The organism is Streptomyces sp. NPDC052225 (assembly GCF_040679615.1).
Lineage (GTDB): Bacteria > Actinomycetota > Actinomycetes > Streptomycetales > Streptomycetaceae > Streptomyces.
The window spans coordinates 49,713-65,749 of sequence record NZ_JBFAVD010000026.1; the positions used below are offsets into that span (position 1 = coordinate 49,713).

20 protein-coding genes are annotated in these 16,037 nt (G+C 74.8%); 7 read left to right on the plus strand and 13 right to left on the minus strand.

The features are described from left to right. From AB0L37_RS30485 to AB0L37_RS30510, 6 genes are all read right to left on the minus strand, one after another. A complete protein-coding gene (locus tag AB0L37_RS30485; RefSeq protein WP_365512471.1) occupies nt 1–1,326 on the minus strand; it encodes a DUF692 domain-containing protein in 1,326 nt (441 codons plus the stop codon). 72 nt (nt 1,327–1,398) lie between these two features. Continuing rightward, the gene (locus AB0L37_RS30490; protein ID WP_365512474.1) at nt 1,399–2,073 is read right to left on the minus strand and encodes a TIGR03086 family metal-binding protein; all 675 of its coding nucleotides are present in this window, start codon (nt 2,071–2,073) and stop codon (nt 1,399–1,401) included. After that, nucleotides 2,070–2,495 carry a hypothetical protein gene (locus AB0L37_RS30495; protein ID WP_365512477.1) on the minus strand — a complete coding sequence of 142 codons (426 nt, stop codon included), beginning with the start codon at nt 2,493–2,495 and terminating at the stop codon, nt 2,070–2,072. Before AB0L37_RS30495 ends, AB0L37_RS30490 begins: the two co-directional genes overlap by 4 nt. Nucleotides 2,496–2,650: 155 nt before the next feature. Continuing rightward, complete coding sequence (locus tag AB0L37_RS30500; protein ID WP_365512480.1) at nt 2,651–3,208, minus strand: YciI family protein; 558 nt, start codon at nt 3,206–3,208, stop codon at nt 2,651–2,653. A gap of 33 nt (nt 3,209–3,241) precedes the next feature. Beyond that, nucleotides 3,242–3,892, minus strand: coding sequence for a TetR/AcrR family transcriptional regulator (locus tag AB0L37_RS30505; protein WP_365512483.1), 651 nt, complete (start codon nt 3,890–3,892; stop codon nt 3,242–3,244). A 395-nt stretch (nt 3,893–4,287) separates the two neighbouring features. After that, entirely contained in the window at nt 4,288–5,052 is a 765-nt protein-coding gene (locus tag AB0L37_RS30510; RefSeq protein ID WP_365512486.1) for an aminoacyl-tRNA hydrolase, read from the minus strand. 90 nt (nt 5,053–5,142) lie between these two features. Between AB0L37_RS30510 and AB0L37_RS30515 the strand changes: the two genes are divergently transcribed. Further along, the gene (locus tag AB0L37_RS30515; protein ID WP_365512489.1) at nt 5,143–6,021 is read left to right on the plus strand and encodes an ATP-binding cassette domain-containing protein; all 879 of its coding nucleotides are present in this window, start codon (nt 5,143–5,145) and stop codon (nt 6,019–6,021) included. Further along, entirely contained in the window at nt 6,018–6,686 is a 669-nt protein-coding gene (locus AB0L37_RS30520) for an ABC transporter (protein ID WP_365512492.1), read from the plus strand. Before AB0L37_RS30515 ends, AB0L37_RS30520 begins: the two co-directional genes overlap by 4 nt. 7 nt (nt 6,687–6,693) lie before the next feature. On the opposite strand, the gene AB0L37_RS30525 is transcribed toward AB0L37_RS30520, so the two are convergent. The 5 genes from AB0L37_RS30525 to AB0L37_RS30545 form a co-directional block, all read right to left on the minus strand. Next, on the minus strand, nt 6,694–6,870 hold the full coding sequence (locus AB0L37_RS30525; protein ID WP_365512495.1) for a hypothetical protein: 177 nt from the start codon (nt 6,868–6,870) through the stop codon (nt 6,694–6,696). Nucleotides 6,871–6,955: 85 nt separating this feature from the next. Beyond that, nucleotides 6,956–7,819 (minus strand): polysaccharide deacetylase family protein, encoded by an 864-nt coding sequence (locus AB0L37_RS30530; RefSeq protein ID WP_365512498.1) that lies wholly within the window; start codon nt 7,817–7,819, stop codon nt 6,956–6,958. Between the two features lie 35 nt (nt 7,820–7,854). Continuing rightward, nucleotides 7,855–9,381 carry a carboxylesterase/lipase family protein gene (locus AB0L37_RS30535; RefSeq protein WP_365512501.1) on the minus strand — a complete coding sequence of 509 codons (1,527 nt, stop codon included), beginning with the start codon at nt 9,379–9,381 and terminating at the stop codon, nt 7,855–7,857. Further along, a complete protein-coding gene (locus AB0L37_RS30540; protein ID WP_365512504.1) occupies nt 9,378–10,064 on the minus strand; it encodes an alpha/beta hydrolase in 687 nt (228 codons plus the stop codon). Before AB0L37_RS30540 ends, AB0L37_RS30535 begins: the two co-directional genes overlap by 4 nt. Before the next feature lie 28 nt (nt 10,065–10,092). After that, nucleotides 10,093–11,376, minus strand: a complete 1,284-nt coding sequence (locus AB0L37_RS30545) for an MFS transporter (RefSeq protein WP_365512507.1) — start codon at nt 11,374–11,376, stop codon at nt 10,093–10,095. Nucleotides 11,377–11,541: 165 nt separating this feature from the next. Between AB0L37_RS30545 and AB0L37_RS30550 the strand changes: the two genes are divergently transcribed. The 3 genes from AB0L37_RS30550 (at nt 11,542) to AB0L37_RS30560 (ending at nt 13,838) form a co-directional block, all read left to right on the plus strand. Further along, entirely contained in the window at nt 11,542–12,582 is a 1,041-nt protein-coding gene (locus AB0L37_RS30550; RefSeq protein ID WP_365512510.1) for a LacI family DNA-binding transcriptional regulator, read from the plus strand. A 182-nt stretch (nt 12,583–12,764) separates the two neighbouring features. Beyond that, the gene (locus AB0L37_RS30555) at nt 12,765–13,439 is read left to right on the plus strand and encodes a phosphatase PAP2 family protein (protein WP_365512513.1); all 675 of its coding nucleotides are present in this window, start codon (nt 12,765–12,767) and stop codon (nt 13,437–13,439) included. Nucleotides 13,440–13,466: 27 nt separating this feature from the next. Then, on the plus strand, nt 13,467–13,838 hold the full coding sequence (locus AB0L37_RS30560) for a DUF6479 family protein (RefSeq protein WP_365512515.1): 372 nt from the start codon (nt 13,467–13,469) through the stop codon (nt 13,836–13,838). A 28-nt stretch (nt 13,839–13,866) separates the two neighbouring features. Here AB0L37_RS30560 and AB0L37_RS30565 read toward each other — a convergent pair whose 3' ends face one another. Continuing rightward, entirely contained in the window at nt 13,867–14,124 is a 258-nt protein-coding gene (locus tag AB0L37_RS30565; RefSeq protein WP_365512518.1) for a WhiB family transcriptional regulator, read from the minus strand. Between the two features lie 230 nt (nt 14,125–14,354). Between AB0L37_RS30565 and AB0L37_RS30570 the strand changes: the two genes are divergently transcribed. Both AB0L37_RS30570 and AB0L37_RS30575 read left to right on the plus strand, forming a co-directional pair. Next, complete coding sequence (locus AB0L37_RS30570; protein ID WP_365512521.1) at nt 14,355–14,699, plus strand: plasmid stabilization protein; 345 nt, start codon at nt 14,355–14,357, stop codon at nt 14,697–14,699. Nucleotides 14,700–14,713: 14 nt separating this feature from the next. Further along, nucleotides 14,714–14,980, plus strand: coding sequence for a hypothetical protein (locus AB0L37_RS30575; protein ID WP_365512524.1), 267 nt, complete (start codon nt 14,714–14,716; stop codon nt 14,978–14,980). A gap of 132 nt (nt 14,981–15,112) precedes the next feature. Here AB0L37_RS30575 and AB0L37_RS30580 read toward each other — a convergent pair whose 3' ends face one another. After that, a complete protein-coding gene (locus AB0L37_RS30580; protein WP_365512526.1) occupies nt 15,113–15,994 on the minus strand; it encodes an ABC transporter substrate-binding protein in 882 nt (293 codons plus the stop codon). Between the last annotated feature and the right edge of the window lie 43 nt (nt 15,995–16,037).

The following is a 16,037-nucleotide window of genomic DNA, read 5'->3' on the forward strand; positions in this document are numbered from 1 at the left end:
TCACCCCCGGCCCAGCGCGAACCGCGCGGCCCGCAGCGCACGGGCCACCGGCCGCCCCGACAGGGACGCCGGACCGGACCGCTCCAGCCACCACCGCGTCAACTCCCGCCGCTTTCCCGGCTCTTGGACGCGCTGCCCCAGGAGCAGGTCCTCGGCGAAGTCGAGCGCGTCGCGCCGGTAGCCGCCCGTCATGGGGCGCCGCTGGGCGTACGCGAGGAACGCCGTGCGGTACGCCGACGCGCCCAGGGCGGCGGGGAGTTCGGGCGCCACCTTCGCGACGACGTCGGCCCGCTTGCCCGCCAGGGCCCGGCTCTGCACGGCGAGCCGGGCGCGGTCGAAGCCCTCGGGGGCCGGGGTGCCGGCGACCAGCGAGGAGAGCAGGGATGCCTGGGCGAGCGCGACACGTCCGCGTACCGCGTCCTGAACATCCGCATCGTGTACGGGAGCTGGTGCGGGACGGGAGGAGCGAGGCGGCGGGCTCGCCGCGGCCACGGTCTCCCGGATGGTGGCGACCTCGCGCCCCAACTCGCGCGCGTCCTCGGGGAAGTTCTCGTCCCGCTCAAGCAGGACACCCGGCGGCGTCACCCGTGACGCCAGGTCGGCCAGGATGTCCAGGACCGGGCGCGGCACCGGATGTGCGTGGCTGTCGTGCCACACCCCGTCCCGCTCGAAGCCGCCCGCCACATGCACGTACGCGATGGCCTCGACCGGGAGCTCGTCCAGTGCCTTGGCCGGGTCCTCGCCACGGTTGACGTGGTTGGTGTGCAGGTTCGCCACGTCGATGAGCAGCCGTACGCCGGTGCGCTCCACCAGCTCGTACAGGAACTGCCCCTCGGACATCTCCTCGCCGGGCCAGCCGAACAGTGCCGCGATGTTCTCCACGGCCAGCGGCACCGGCAGAGCCTCCTGGGCGATGCGGATGTTCGCGCACAGAACGTCGAGCGCGTCGCGGGTGCGCGGCACGGGCAGCAGGTGCCCCGCTTCGAGGGGCTGCGTCGCGGTGCGCTCGCCGCCCGCCCGTACGAACGCGATGTGCTCCGTGACCAGCGGCGACCCCAGCGCCTCCGCGCGCGCCGCGAGGTCCGCGAGGCGCTGCTCGTCGGGCCGGTCGGCGCCGCCGAGGCCGAGCGAGACGCCGTGCGGCACGACGGTGACGCCGCGCTCGCGCAGCCGCAGCAGGGAGTCGGGCAGATGCCCGGGGCAGAGGTTCTCGGCGACGGCCTCGACCCAGTCGATGCCCGGCATGGCCTCGACGACGTCGGCGATCTCGGGCCGCCAGCCGATGCCGGTGCCCAGGCGCGCCCCGTTCTCCGTGTGTCCCCGCATGTCCGTCCCCCTCCTTCGCCGTGCAGGGGTTCTGGCCCCGGCGGGACCGGTCGAACCCTTGAAGGGGGACGTTCAGAGCTTTGTTTGAGGTTTCCCGGCGGGCCATCGGCGCGGGTCGCGGCCCAGTACGGCCAGCGTCCGGTCGAGGGCCGAGGCGTCCGGCGGCACGGCGGCCGACGGTGCGAACGCCGCGCCAGGGCCCCGCGCGTCCGCCCCCGTCGGCACCCGCAGGGCGACCTTCAGAGCGGCGGCGGCGACCGGCTCGGGAAGTTCGACCGGGGCACCGAGGGCCGCCGCGACGTCCCAGGCGTGGACGGCGTAGTCCACGAGATGGAACCCCACGGCGATCCGCGCGGGCCAGCCACCGCCCGGGCCCGGCCCGGGGCGCAGCTCCGGCAGCGTGAACTCCCGCTTGGCGAGGGCCGGTTCGGCGAACGCGGCGAGTACGTCGAGGGCGGCGTCCCGATGCGCGGCGGCCCCCGCTTCCGCCTCCCGCCACGCCTCGGGGTCCTCGCCACGGCCCCGCGCGGCGGCGGCGAACCCGCGGTGCTGAGCGGTCATGTGGGCGACGAGCCGGCGGATGGACCAGCCCGCGCACGGGGTGTCTCGGCCCCAGTCGTCCGCGCCGACGAGCCCGACGAGGCGTACGGCCTCCTCGACGGCGATCCGGTCCAGCGCGACGAGGGCGCTCAGGCCGGTGGGGTCGGTGGGTTCGGTGGGTTCGGTGGACCTGGTGGGTTCGGTCATCGGGGCTCCTGCGCGGGCCAGGGTGCCGTCCCGACGAGCAGTTCGCGGGCGGTCTCCCACGCGGCCGCCGCGTCGAAGCGCGGCTGGGACCAGAGGGTGGAGCGCATCGTGCCGTGGGGGCGGAACTCCCCGGCGATCCGGGCGTGGTCGGGACGGCGGACGAACCCGGTGAGCGCGCGCCCGCCGGACCACACCGAGACGGCGCCCGAGCGGCGGCGCGGCGGATCGGCCCACAGCCACATGCCGACGGCGCCGTCGGTGACGGGCCAACGGCGGCGCAGGCGCAGCCCGTTGAGGGCGACGCCGAGCGCGCGCCGGTGCCCGTCCGCGGTGAACTCCGTGACGCTGATCCAGACCGGGGAGTCGCCCGGTTCACAGGCGGGGCCTCGCTGCCAGCGGGCCCGCAGGATGGTTGCTGTCATGTCCCCACGATAAAACTAAACGAACGGTCGTGCTGGAACTTCGACAAAGAGACGGAACTTCGACAAGAGACGGGAACTTCGGCAAAGAGACCGGAACTTCGGCAAAGAGACGGGCGGGCCACCCGCTCAACCGGCCCGCCCGCCCGTCCGTCCGCTCAGCGCCGCCCGCCGAACTCCCAGTCGTGCACCTCGATCGCCGCGTACCGCTCCAGGTCACCGAGCACCGCCCGCGCCGCGTCCGCGTCAGCGGCCCGGACCAGCGCCGCCGTACCGAGGCGCACCGTCCCGTCGTCGGAGAGCAGCGGCCCGAACGCGATCAACTCGTCACGGTGCGCGGCCGGTACGGCGAGTGCGTCGCCGGGGCGCTCCGGGCCGAGGCCGAGCACCAGGAAGCGGTCGCCGCCGCTGCGGCCGCCGGGGAACTCCCACATGGTGCGGCCCAGCAGATTGCGCCAGCGGCGCAGCAGCACGTCCCGGTACGCGCCCGCCTGATAGCCGGGCTCGTCGAAGGCGAACGCGCGGGCCGCGGCCGCGGACGGCAGGTCGACGATGTGCACACTGCCGGTCGGCGTCTCGCCGTCGGCGGCGAACGTCGGGCCGCGCGCGATCAACTCCTTGTCGTAGCCGTCCATGTAGGACCAGTGCGCCTCGATGAGCCGGTCGCGTAGCGGGAGGGAGCCGGGCCGGTCGCGGTGGTAGCAGAAGAACTCCATGACCGCAGACCCTCCCCTACGGAAGGCCGCGGCTCAACCGACTTCCGGCGCGAGCCCCGGATCGGTGACCAGCGCGGCGAGCCGCGTCGCGATGCCCACGCGGGCGCGCCGGTAGACGGCGGGGTCGCCGTGCATCACGGAGTGGGCGTTGGCCATCTCCATCAGGGCGATCAACTCGAAGGCCAGCTGCGGCACTTCGGTGTCCGGGCGCAGCTCGCCCAGGTCCCGCGCCTCGGCCGCGCACCGCTCCACCAGCTCGACCCAGGCGCGCTGTGCCCCGGCCAGCGCGTCGTGCACGGCGCCCTCGCGGGCGTCGTACTCGGCGAGCACCCCGTAGAAGAAGCAACCGCCGGGGAAGACGCGCAGCCGCGAGTACTCCAGCCAGCTCTCGCACAGCGCCCAGAGGCGGCCGGTGCCGGGCGGGGTGGTCAGGGCGGGGCGGACGACCTTGTCCTGGTAGACGCGGGCGGCCGCGCGGACGGTCGCGAGCTGCAACTCCTCCTTGGAGCCGAACAGGGCGAAGACGCCGCTCTTGCTGAGCTTCAGTTCCGTGGCGATCCGGCCGAGCGACAGGGCTTCGAGCCCCTCCACCGAGGCCAGGTCCACCGTCCTCGCCAGAACCAGCCGCCGGGTCTCGTTCCCGCGCGCGACCCTGCCGTCCACCGCACCGCCTGCCTGCGTCATACGGACATGATGCGGCACGGACGGCCGGGGGAGCGGCCGCCGCCGGCGGCTGAGCCGGCATCGGCGGCGGCCCGCGAGCGCGGGATCACACGTCTCCCCCGGCGTGTGTTCGCGCGCTCTCCGTCCCCACCGGCCAGGGGGCGTGCGGGAGTTCGCCCCGACGGGCCAGGAGGACGCGGGGCCGGGGTCGTTCGTCGGCGAAGACGCCCCCGGCCGCTGTGGGTGCTGCGGTGGTGCGGGCCCGGGGTCTCGGGGGCGATAGGTGACAGGGCGACGGAGTCGACCCATCCGAGTGTGAAGAGCTCGGCTCCTTCGATGCTAGAGCTCCGCACGCCGGGCCGCCAGGGTGCGAACCGGACGCGTTGCCCGACTCCCGGCCGCGGCGGCGAGCGGCCTCACGCGCGGCCGAGCCCCGCCAACAGGCCGCCCGCCGACGGCCCTTCGGCCACCACCGTGCACGAGCCCGGCGCGATCTCCGTGAAGCCCGCGTCCCGCACGACCGGAAGGCCGGCGCGGGTCAGCGGCTCCCAGCGGGCCCGGCCGGCCGTCCGTACCGACAGCGGGAAGCCCGCCTCGCGCCACTCCTTGCGCTCCGCGTCGGACAGCTCCCACCAGGCCAGCTGCGCCCCGTGCCCGGCCTGCGCCATCGCCTTGCCCGCGGTCATGTCGAGGTCCGGGTTGAGCCAGAGGACGGGGGCCGCCGGGTCGGGCGCGGCCGGCGGCTCGGGGTCGGTGAGGTCCGTGCCGGAGACCTGGAGCCGGGCCAGGTCCTTCGGCCAGCCGTCGAGCGGGACCGGCGGGAAGACCCGCACCTCGGCGCCGCCGCTGCCGGTGACCGTGATCCCGTCGAGCGCCTCCGCGCGCCGCCACTCCGCGCCCCTGGCCCGCCGCACCACCTTGCGGATCCGGGCGTCCTGCCAGTCGCGCATGACCTGCGCCCATTCCCCGTCGCCGAGCGAGCGCTCGTCGGACAGGATCACCAGCACGGCGCGCGCCGCCGTCTCCAGGGCGTCCGTACGGGCCGGGGGCTCGGCGCGCTCGATGCGCACGACGAGCGGCAGCACGAACTGCGGTGCCTCGTCGCGTGCGGTGCGCTCGTCGCGGAACGGGCTGTCGGAGGCCGGGGCCGCCGGCGTGGTGGTGGTGTCGTCGCTGGTCACGCCCTCCAGTCTGCCAGGACGCCCGGCGCGGCCCCCGCCCGCCGGTCACCCCCTGTCCCGTACGGCCGCGCCGTACGCGACGATGACGGCATGCACACCGATCCGCCCCCGCCCCGCCTGGCCCTGCGCGCGGTCGGCCGCCGCTACGGACTCGGCGGCCCCTGGGTGCTGCGCGGCGTCGACCTGGACGTGCTTCCCGGCACCCTCGTGCGGGTGCAGGGCACGAACGGGACCGGGAAGTCGACGCTCCTGCGGCTCGTCGCCGGGATCGACGCCCCCAGCGCGGGCCGGATCACCGGCCGCCCGCGCACCGCGTACGTGCCCGAACGCTTCCCGGCCGCCCTCCCGTTCACCGCGCTCGGCTACCTGACCCATCTGGGCCGCGTCCACGGACTCGTACGCAAGGACGCCGCGCGGCGGGCGGGGGAGTGGCTCGAACGGTTCGGTGCCGGCGGCTACGCGCACACGCCGCTCGCCGAGCTGTCCAAGGGCAGCAGTCAGAAGGTCGCGGTGGCCCAAGCGCTGCTCGCCGCACCGGAGTTGCTCGTCCTCGACGAGGCGTGGACCGGCCTCGACGCCGCCCGCGACGAGCTCGACCGCGCCGTCGCCGAGCGCACGGCGGCCGGCGGCGCCGTCGTCTTCGTCGACCACGACCCGCGCCGCCTCGCGGGCGCGGCCGACGCCACATATGTCATCGAGGGATCAACTCTTCGTGCCCAGAAGGAGGTTGAGGACGTGGCCTTCGCCGACGGGCCGCGCGTCGTCGTCGAGGTGACCGGTCACGGCAGCGACCCCGACGGACTGCCCCACCCGCACACCCTGACCCGCCTGGACGCCCGTACGGTACGGATCACCGCACCCGCCTCGCACTCCGACGCCGTGCTGCGGGCGCTGCTGGACGCGCGGCCGCCCTGGCACGTCGTCGCCCTGAGGGCCGAGCCCGCGACCGCCCCCACGGAGCCCCGATGACCACCGCACTCCTCGCCTACCAGTCGGCCCTGCTGCTGCGCTCGCAGCGCTGGCTCGCCCCCGTCGTGCTGTACGCCGCGTTCGTCGCGATCGGCGTCCAGGGCGGCCAGCCGGTGCTCGACTCGCTCGGCTACGCCGCCGCGTCCCTGCTGCCCGTCGGCGCCTGGCTCGTACGGATCTGTGTCTCCAACGAGCCGCCCGCCGCCCGCGGTTGCACCGCCGCGGCGACCGCTCCGTGGCGCGCGCACCTGGCGAGCCTCGTCACCGGGTTCCTCGCGACGGCGGTGCTCGGCGCGGTGGCGACCGTCGTCGTCGCGCTCATCAGCGACGGTGCGAGCACGAACCACGAGCTGAAGGTGGCGGTGGTGCCCGCGGCGGGCGCGGGCCTGCTCGCGATGCTGGTCTGCGCGCTCGTCGGCGCCGCCGTGGGCGCCGTCACCACCTGGCCGGTCCTGCGCGCCCCCGGGCTCGGCATCGCCGCGCTGCTGCTGTGCGCGCTGCTCGCCCTGGTCGTCCCGGGATCCCCGGCGAGCGCGGCGGTGACGGCCCTCATCGAGGGGTCGCAGCGGGGCGCGATCCCGCTCCCGCTGCTGCCGCTCGCCGCGTCCGCGCTCCTGGCGGCGGCATGCGGGGCCGCCGCCTGCCACCTGTCGTCCCGGCGGTAGGGCGGGCTCAGCCGGAGCAGGCCGTGCGCTGTGCCTCCTGCCACTCGCAGACCGGGCACAGCGTCACGCCCTTCGTGGACTCCGGGTACTCGGTGGGCCTGCGGCACAGCACGCACTCGGCGAACGGCCCTTCGGCGGCGGGTGCGGGGCGGTCCACGGGCGGGGTGCAGTAGTCGTCGGCCATGCCGCCCAGCGTACGTTCATGGCTTCCGCGCCCGTACGTACACGGCTTCCATGTCCGCACGGTCACGCCTTCCGCGTCCGTACGGTCACGCCTTCCGGGCGGAGCCGAGGAGCTCCGAGACGCGCACGAAGCGGAAGCCCTTCTCGCGCAGGGCGGGCACGACCGCGCGCACCACGCGCTCCGTCGTCGGCGCCGCGCTGCGCGTGCAGTGCATGACGACCACCGAACCGGCCCGCACCCCGTCGAGCACCTGCCGCGTCACCGCGCCCGCGTCCGTCGCGAAGGCGTCCCCGCTCACCACGTCCCACTGCACGGCCGTGACCCCGGCCGGGGTGAGGGCCCGCAGCGCCTCCTTGTCGTAGCAGCCGCCCGGGAAGCGGAAGTACGGCACGACGTGCTCGACGCCTGCCTTGCGGAACGCGGTGAACGCCCGCTCCACGTCCGCGCGCATTCCGGCGGCGGGCACGCGCGGCAGTCCGTAGCAGTCCCCGGTGAAGGCGTAGTGGCTGTACGAGTGGTTGGCGACCTCGAAGAGCGGGTCGTGCCCGATGTCCTTGGCCTCGGCCGGGTACTCCTCGGCCCAGCGGCCCGTCATGAAGACGGTCGCGGGCACCTTCAGCCTGCGCAGCGTGGCGATGAGTCGCGGGTTGTCGAAGTGCTCGCCCGCCGCCGCGCGCGGACCCTGGTCGGCGGTCATGTCGGCGTCGAAGGTGAGCGCGACGGTGCGCTCCTTCGCGTGCGCGGCGCTCTTGAACACGGGGGTGAGGCCGGCCGGGCCCGGGGCGAGTGTGGGCGGCACGGTCGGCGACCGCTGAGCCGAGGGGCTCGCGGCCGGCCGCCCGGCCCGCCCCGGGTGCGTGGGCTCGGTGCCGCCACCGCAGGCGGCGGCACCGAGGGCGAGGGCGCCGAGGGCGCAGGTCAGTGCGAGACGGCGTACGTAGCTGATCACGCGGTGACGATAGCGCCGCAAATGGGATGAAACGGTCAGTTGGGGGTGGGCTGCGAGGTGGTCTCACCCCACAGCGCCCTCCGGTCCCCGAACGGGTCAAACGCGATCTCGCCCACCCGGTCCTCCGCGCCGCCCAGAAGCAGCGTCGCCCGCTCGGCCGTGGTGAACCGCGGCCACGCCGGCAGCAGGTGGTGCGCCGGTGATCCCTCGCGCGCGAAGTGCACCCAGGCCCCGCTCATCGCGTCCGCGAGCTCCTGCGGCGCCTCCTCACCGACCCAGGCGCGCAGGCCGGGGCCGTCGAGGACGTCGAAGACGTACGGGATGTCGAGGGTGTGCGCCGCGCCCAGCTGCCCGCCGAGCGCCGGCGTCGGCTCCCGGAACAGGTACGACCACACGCGCCCGCCGCCCTCGACGGCCGCGTCCAGGAAGGCGTCGGTGGGCTCGCGGAACAGATCGTCGGTGAGCAGCGCGGCGAGCCGTGCCGTGGCCGAACTCCCTTCGTACGCACGGTAGACGGCGTGCGCGCGGTCGCGGAGCGCCGCGTCGGGGAACGCCGCGTCGAGGGCCGCGTCGACGACCTCGTCCGTCGCGGCGGGACCGAGCCCGGTGAACAGCCGGCCCTCGTGCTCGTTCGTTCCCGCGAGCACGGGTATGTGGGCGCACGAGCCGTTGCGCAGCGCCTGGAGCGGGTGCAGCGGCAGCACGGCCCCGTCCACGACCGGGGTGAACGGGATCGACCGCACCGCGTAGCTGCGCATCAATTCGTCCTGAGCGTCCAGGAGTTGCTGTGCGCTCGCCTCCCGAACGTCGTCGATGCCGGTCCGCTCCTTCAGGACGGCCGCGTACGCCCGCGCCACCTCGGCGGCCTCGCCCGCGGAGCGCACCGCGCGCGGCGGCGGGCTCTGCAGGATCGCCCGGTGGATCAGCGGCCGGGCCGCGGGTGCGCCGAGCAGCGCCGCGACACTGCCGCCGCCCGCGGACTCCCCGAACACGGTCACCCGGCCCGGATCGCCGCCGAACCGCGCGATGTTGTCCCGCACCCACGCAAGGGCGGCGATCTGGTCCTGGAGCCCCAGGTTGGCGGACCCCGCGTACTCCTCGCCGAGCAGCTCGGGCACGTACAGCCAACCGAGCGCGCCCAGGCGGTAGTTGAGGGACACGACCACGACTCCGTACCGCTCGGCGAGCCGCGCGCCATCGGTCCACACCTGGTGTCCGTAGCCCTGCACGTAGGCACCGCCGTGCACCCAGACCATCACCGGGCGGTTCGAACCGCCGTTGGGCGCCCACACGTTGACGGTCAGGCAGCCCGCCTCGTCGGTCTCCACCCGGCCCGTGCCGACCACCTCCTCCAGGAGGGGGTCGGGGCCCTGCGGCGGCGCGGGCGAGGCGGCGAGGCAGTCCCGCACGCCGCTCCACGCCGCGGGTCTGGCCGGCGGGCGGAACCGTGCGTCGCCGACGGGATCGGCCGCGTACGGGATTCCCAGGTACCGCTGGACTCCGCCGCGCAGCCGTGCGCCGCGCACCTCGCCGCTCGTCGTGAGCGCGGTCGGGGCGCTCACAGCCAGCCCTCGAGGGACGTCAGGAAACCGTCGAAGTCGTCACGGTGGATCGTGTGTCCCGTCCCCTTCACGGTCCGCACCTCGAACCCGCGCCGCACCAGCTCCTCCTTCTTCTCCTCCGACACCAGGAAGCTCGGGTCGGCGACCTGCACCAGGGACGGCACGAGGGCCGTGGCCGGGGTGCGGTCGATCGCCTGCTCCCCGGCGACGGCGAGCGCGGACCGCGGATCCCAGGCGGCCAGCGTCGCCAACTCGACGTCCACGTCCGCCTCGTCCCAGCGCGGGTTGAGGTTCTCGATCGTCTCGCGGCTCGCCCCGCGGAACTCCATGAACACCGCGGGGTCGAACTCCGGGCCGAGCGCCCAGGCCGGATCGGAGTACACCGCGCGGCGCGGCGCGAGCCGCTCCACGGCCAGCGAGAGCGCGAGTCCGCCGAGCGAGTGCCCGAGCGCGAGGTCGGCGCCGGCAGGCAGGGTCTCCACCAGGTCGTCGGCGAACGCGCCGACGCTGTACGCACCGCGCCCGCTCGCCCCGTGACCGCGCAGGTCGACGGCGACGACCCGGTACCCGAGTTCCGCGAGCGCGGGCCCCACCCGCCGCCAGGTGCGGTGGTCCGACATGATCCCGTGGACCAGCAGGGCGACACGGTCGCCGCTGCCCCACTCGCGGGTGTGCAACTTCATCAGGTGATGCCTTTCTCGATCACGGTGCTCAGCGCACGCCACGGATGGGGCGCACGGCGAGCGCGCCGAGCACGGCCAGGGCCGCGCCGACGACGAACAGGGTCGTGTAGCCGCCGGAGACGGACACGATCACGGAGGCCACGAACGGGGCGACGATCTGCGGCCCCGCCGTCGCCATGTTGAGGACGCCGAGGTCGCGGGCGGTGTCGCCCTCGCTCGGCAGGATCATGGTGACCAGGGCGTTGTCGACGGCCATGAAGCAGCCGAAGCCGAGGCCGTTGAGCGCGGCGAAGACGAGCATGGCGGGCCACGTCGGGGAGATCGCGGGCACGAGCAGCGAGACGGCGGAGACGAACGCCGAGACACCGACGAACAGCTTGCGCCGGTCCAACCGGTCGGAGAGCACCCCGCCCGCCAGCGTGGCGACGGCCATCGCGACCGCCGACACGGGGGTGAGGATCGCGACGGCATCGGCGGGCTCCATCCCCTTCGGCAGCGAGACATGATCATCCAGGATGTACAGCTGGTAGCCGAAGACGGAGAAGTAGCCGAGGACGAGCAACGCCCGCCCGATGAACGCCCACTTGAAGTCGTGATCGCGCAGGGCGCTCATGAAGGCCGCCATCTGCTGCTTCATGGGCACCACGTCGCGCGCGGGCTGCTTCTCCTCCCGCGTACAGGCCGTGAACAGTACGCCGGCGACGGCCACGAAGAGGCCCAGGACCAGGTATCCGGTGCGCAGTTGGCCGGTGAACGCGGCCCCGATGACCGCCCCGAGCGTCGAACCCAGCGGCATGCCGAGACCGACGGCCGCGGAGGCCTTCCCTCGTGCGGCGAGCGGGACGCGGTCGGGGACGACGGAGGTGAGGGCGGCCTGGAACACGTTCATGACGGCCTGTCCCACGCACCAGGCGATGGCGACGAGCAGCACCGTGTGCACGCCGCCGAGCAGCGCCATCGCCCCGACGGCGGCGAGCCCGCCGCCGAGGATCCAGGGGTTGCGCCGTCCCGTGCGGTCGGACAGGGCGCCGGCCACCGGGTTGAAGAGGGTGGCGAACACGGCGCTCACACCGCTGACGAGGCCCAGCAGGGCGACCTTGTCGGCCCGGTCGATGTCCTCGATCTGCAAGGGCAGCAGGACGCCGCCGACCCCGATGTAGAGGGTGAACATGGCGGTGTTGCCGAGGGTGAGCAGCGGCAGCAGGCCGCGGGGGGTGCGGGACGGGGCGCCGGGGCCGGGACCGGGTGCGGTGCCAGGGGTGGCGCCGGGGGTGGCGCCGGCCAGGGGGTCGCGCTGAGCGGAAAGGGCCACGTTGCCCTCCTCTTTGACTCGTCGAGTCCGGTGTCCCGGTGTCCTCGAGACAGAGTGGTTACACGTGTAAGTTGACACGTGTAACGGATTCTTAGCACCGACGTGCCGCTGGGCGCCAGACCTTCGGGCCGAGATTTTGTCCGCGTGAAAGGATGCGCAGCACCCATGAACGCCATGAACGACAGCGCACCCCACGCCCCAGCGCCCACCAGTTCCGCGGTCGCCCGCCACGCCGGTGTCTCCCGCGCGACGGTCAGCTACGTCCTCAACGGCCAGGCGGCGGGCAAGGTCAGCGCCGCCACCCAGGCCAAGGTCAAGAAGGCGGCACAGGAACTGGGCTACGTCCCGCACGCCGCCGCCCGCTCCCTGCGCTCGGGGAGCAGCGCCCTGGTCCTGATCGCGGTCCCCGCCGACAAGGTTCCGGCCTTCGGCCCGCTCTTCGCGGGCTTCGTCGCCCGCTTCCAGTCGGCACTGGAGGAGTACGGCTACACGGGCGTCCTGCACGGCGCCCGCGCGGACCGCCCCCCGCAGGACACCGCCCGCGCCTGGGCCGAGCTGCGTCCGGCGGCGGTCCTCACCACCTTCGGCGCCCCGCTCACCGAGGAGTCGGTCGCCCTGCTGCACCGCTCGGGCACCCGCGCGGTGCTCTCCCTCGGCCCCGCCCCGGTACCCGGCGCCTACGGCATCACGATCGACCAGGAGGAGGTCGGCGCCGTCGCCGCGGCCCACCTCCTCGCGACCGGCCGCCGCGCCCTGGGGGTCGTGGTCCCGGAGGAGCACGGCCTCGCCGCCTTCAGCGGGCCGCGCCTGGCGGGAGCGCGGGCCGCCGCGCGCGCCTTCCCCGGGGCGAGCGTGACACCGGTCCCGCTGGCGTGCACGGAGGAGTCGGCGGCCCGGGCCCGACAGGCCGTCGCCGCCGCCCGGTTGGACGGCGTCTTCGCGTACAACGACGAGTACGCGATGCTCCTGATGCGCGCGCTCCAGGACGCCGGCGCCGACATCCCCGGCGACGTGGCGCTGGTCGGCGCCGACGATCTCCTGCTGGCCCGCCTGTTGCGGCCACGTCTGACGAGCGTGCGCACGGAACTTCCCGAGCCGCGGGAGGTGGCGGCGATGGTGGACCGCGCGATCACGGATCCGGGGGCGGTGCCCGGGGTGATTTTCCGGGCGCGGGCGCAGGTGGAGGCGCGGGAGTCCTCTGGGTGAGCCCGGGGCCGGGGGCTTGAAGCGACACCCGCGAGGGGGAGCGCGACCGCTGGCCTCGCCCTGCCACCCCGCCCCCCGGTACCCCGGCACCGATATTTCCGCGTCGGGTCTGGCGCCGGTTCAGTGACACGTGTAACCATCACGCCGTCTCCGTCTCCTCAGGCCTCTGCGAAAGGCGTGCCATGTCCCTCGCCCCCGCCCGACCACGCACTCCCGCCCCGCCCGATGCCGTGCCGCCCCGCCGTGCCGGGCTCCTCGTGTCCGGCGTGCTGTTCCTGGTCCTGCCGGTCCTGCTGGGCACGCTCGTGCGCGGCAGCGTCCGGCGGCCCCCCTTCCAGGGCCTCGACGACACCTGGCTGCGCTGGATGGGAGGCCCGCACGACGGCGTCCCGCACGCGCTGGCCTCGGGGCTGAACTGGTTCGGCGGGCCCTACGGCGCCCTCGTCCCGCTGGCCGCGACGGTGGCCCTGTTCGCGCTGCGCCGGCCCCGGGCGGCGCTGTTCGTCCTCGCCTCGACACTCGCCACGCAGCTCGCGGTGCAGGGCCTCAAGCACCTGGTCGACCGGCCCCGGCCCGCGCACCCCCTGGTGACGGTCGACCACGGGTCGTTCCCGTCCGGGCATGCCGCGACCATGGCGACGACCGTGATCCTCGTGGCCGCGCTGCTTCCGGCGGTCCGGCGCCGCCGGTGGTGGCCCGGCGCCGTGCTCCTGACCGTGGCCATGATGTGGAGCCGTACCTGGCTGCACGCCCACTGGCTGACCGACACCGCCGCAGGGGCGCTGGCCGGGGCCGGGGTGACACTGCTCGTGTGGTGGGCGTTCGGCTCGGTGCGGCGCTCCCGGCCACAGGCGTGATCGCCGGGGTGTGGGTACTCGGCTCCCATGAACCGACTCGCCACCACCACCGTCACCGCACTCCCCGACGTCTCGGCGGCGTTCGTCTCGTTCGCCGGGGGACTGGTCGTCGCGCTCGCTCTGATCTGGGCCGTATGGCTCGGCATCCGGATCCGCCGTCGTGAGCCCGGCCCGCCCGCCCCCGAGGAACAGCCGAAGCTGCCCGACAGCGGCCCCGTTCGCGAGGTCCAGGAGGTGCGGGAGCCCGAGGAGATGCCGAAGGCGGACGACGACAGCGCCCGGCTGACCCCGCACCAGCTCAAGCACCAGAGCAGCAAGCGCAGCGACGACCAGAGCCGCCACCGGTGGAGCCGCAACGGCAGCGGCGCCTTCGGCAGCGGCGGCCCCGGCCGGACGTGACGCGGTCGCCGCGCGGCGGGCCGCCGGGTCAGCGGGCCTCGGCCCGCCGGGCCCGTCGCCGCTCGGCCCGCATCAGCCCCGCCCGTTCGGTCTCCGACGTGCCGCCCCACACCCCCGTCGTCTGCCCGGTCGCCACGGCCCACTCCAGGCACGCGGCGATGACCGGGCAGCGTCGGCAGATCGCCTTGGCGGCCCGTACGTCGTGCACGGCGGGCCCCGTCGTGCCGACCGGGAAGAACAGCTCAGGGTCCTCCCCGACGCACGCGGCCCGCTCGAGCCACTCCATTTCCGTTTCCCTCACTGGTACCGGCATGACGGCGCGGGTGCCCCTCAACAGGCGCGCGAAAACGCCGAGTTTGGGCTCCCGCGCCACGGGGACCCGGGCCCCGGCCGCTCGGTCCTGCCGGTCCGGGCTGCCGAAGGGGAGCGAAGGGGAGCCGGGGTCGCGGGAACCACACAGCCCGCGGCCCCGGCCGCATCCCGTGGGCAGGGCCGCGTGAGAAGGGAGACGAGAAGATGCCGAGCGGATCGAACGCCGAGCGTGAGCGTCCGTACGAGAAGGACAAGCAGAGCGCCCTGTTACCGCGGCGAGAGCACCGGCCGTGCCGAGCGGATCGCCGCGCGCCGGTCGCACGCACCGACCACCGCTGGAACGAGGAGCGCGCACGGTCCGGCGCGGCGAAGCCGGCGGGCCGGACCTCGACCCGCGACATCTCGTCCGGCCGGCGCGGCGGGCTGCGGTCGCGCCATGGGGCCGGGGTCCCGCCCCGCGACCAGCTCTACGAAGAGGCCAAGGGCCGTGTCATCAAAGACCGTTCGTCGATGACGAAGTCCGCACGCGCCAAGCCTCCCGGCCACTGAGGAGGGTCACCGACATGACCAGGCACCCCGAACCGGAGATCCGCCCCGAAACCCCGGGCAAGGAGCCGCCCGCCGTCCCCCGTGACCCGCCCGACCAGCAGGCGGGCGCCCACGACGGCGATCCGCTCGACGTGCCCGCGCCGGACGGGTCGCACGACGAGGACGAGGAACCCGACGAGACCATGCCGGAGCCCGACGAATCGGGGTCGGGCCGCAAGGGCGCCCCGCGCTCCGGCGGCGTCCACCCCGAGCAGCCGGTCCCGGACGAGCCCGCCGACTGAGATCCTGCCTTTGAACCCCCGCCCCCGGCCCGAAGCCCGGCACGCCGAGGCCACGCACCGGACTCCGCTGCGCCCGCGCTCCGGGCGAACGACGGGGTTCAAAGACAGGCTCCGAGAACCTGCCGCCGAGTCTCACGCCCGCGCGCGCAGCGCCCCCGTCACCGAGGCGAAGAACGCCGCGTGGGCGGCGGCGCTGGCCGGGATCTCCGGGTTCCACGGCAGCACCAGGGCCCGCTCGGCGACGGCGGCCCACTGCGGGTCGCCCACGTACTCCGCGGCCGGTGCCGCGTTGGCCCGTGCGTCCAACAGGACGATGTCGGGGGCGAGTTCGGCCGCGTCGCCCCAGGTTCCCGTGTGCCAGTTGGCGCCGGGCCCCTCGGGCGGTTCCACCGTGCGCACGCCGAGACCGCCGAGCGCGCTCAGGTCGGGCCACTTCGCGGGCCGCGCCAGATGCACGCTGTCGGCGCCGCCCGGCGACAGGGCGAGCACCCTGACCCCCGCGCGCTCGGCCGCGATCCGCGTCAACTCCTCCTCCGCCCGCGCCAGTCCGGCGAGCGCCGACGGGTCCTCGCCGACGCCCAGCGAGCGCCCGAGGTCCGCGAACCGCTCCCGCACCCCGGCCAGGCCGCGCCCCTGGCCCACGTCGATCACGACGACCGGGACGTGCTCCTCCAGATGCTTGGCCGTGTCGGGCTCGATCCCGTACACCTGTCCGCCGCCGTACGTGAGGGCCACGACGAGATCGGGCCGCACCGCGAGCACGTCGTCGAGGCCGAGCCCCGCCCCCGCGCCCAGATACGCCACGCCGTCCAGCGGCAGGGCGCCCGCCTTGGCCCGGTCGGGGTGCTCCCCGTCGTGGTACGAGCCGAAGATCCCGACGGGCCGTATCCCGAGATCCCACAGGCCCGCCCCGGCCTGTATGTAGGCGACGACGCGCGTGGGCGGCTCTGGCGCCACGGCCAGATGCCCGCGGTCATCGGTGAACTCCCAAGCTGTGGTTGACCGTTGTCCCATGCAGGGACCTTGCCCAGGGCGTCCGGGCGGCACGCGGCCGTGA

Excerpts from the sequence above, each read along its gene's own strand:
- AB0L37_RS30485 (WP_365512471.1), bottom strand. The coding sequence starts at position 1,326 with ATGCGGGGACACACGGAGAACGGGGCGCGCCTGGGCACCGGCATCGGC.
- AB0L37_RS30490 (WP_365512474.1), bottom strand. The coding sequence starts at position 2,073 with ATGACCGAACCCACCAGGTCCACCGAACCCACCGAACCCACCGACCCC.
- AB0L37_RS30495 (WP_365512477.1), bottom strand. The coding sequence starts at position 2,495 with ATGACAGCAACCATCCTGCGGGCCCGCTGGCAGCGAGGCCCCGCCTGT.
- AB0L37_RS30500 (WP_365512480.1), bottom strand. The coding sequence starts at position 3,208 with ATGGAGTTCTTCTGCTACCACCGCGACCGGCCCGGCTCCCTCCCGCTA.
- AB0L37_RS30505 (WP_365512483.1), bottom strand. The coding sequence starts at position 3,892 with ATGACGCAGGCAGGCGGTGCGGTGGACGGCAGGGTCGCGCGCGGGAAC.
- AB0L37_RS30515 (WP_365512489.1), top strand. The coding sequence starts at position 5,143 with ATGCACACCGATCCGCCCCCGCCCCGCCTGGCCCTGCGCGCGGTCGGC.
- AB0L37_RS30520 (WP_365512492.1), top strand. The coding sequence starts at position 6,018 with ATGACCACCGCACTCCTCGCCTACCAGTCGGCCCTGCTGCTGCGCTCG.
- AB0L37_RS30525 (WP_365512495.1), bottom strand. The coding sequence starts at position 6,870 with ATGGCCGACGACTACTGCACCCCGCCCGTGGACCGCCCCGCACCCGCC.
- AB0L37_RS30540 (WP_365512504.1), bottom strand. The coding sequence starts at position 10,064 with ATGAAGTTGCACACCCGCGAGTGGGGCAGCGGCGACCGTGTCGCCCTG.
- AB0L37_RS30550 (WP_365512510.1), top strand. The coding sequence starts at position 11,542 with ATGAACGCCATGAACGACAGCGCACCCCACGCCCCAGCGCCCACCAGT.
- AB0L37_RS30555 (WP_365512513.1), top strand. The coding sequence starts at position 12,765 with ATGTCCCTCGCCCCCGCCCGACCACGCACTCCCGCCCCGCCCGATGCC.
- AB0L37_RS30560 (WP_365512515.1), top strand. The coding sequence starts at position 13,467 with ATGAACCGACTCGCCACCACCACCGTCACCGCACTCCCCGACGTCTCG.
- AB0L37_RS30565 (WP_365512518.1), bottom strand. The coding sequence starts at position 14,124 with ATGGAGTGGCTCGAGCGGGCCGCGTGCGTCGGGGAGGACCCTGAGCTG.
- AB0L37_RS30570 (WP_365512521.1), top strand. The coding sequence starts at position 14,355 with ATGCCGAGCGGATCGAACGCCGAGCGTGAGCGTCCGTACGAGAAGGAC.
- AB0L37_RS30575 (WP_365512524.1), top strand. The coding sequence starts at position 14,714 with ATGACCAGGCACCCCGAACCGGAGATCCGCCCCGAAACCCCGGGCAAG.
- AB0L37_RS30580 (WP_365512526.1), bottom strand. The coding sequence starts at position 15,994 with ATGGGACAACGGTCAACCACAGCTTGGGAGTTCACCGATGACCGCGGG.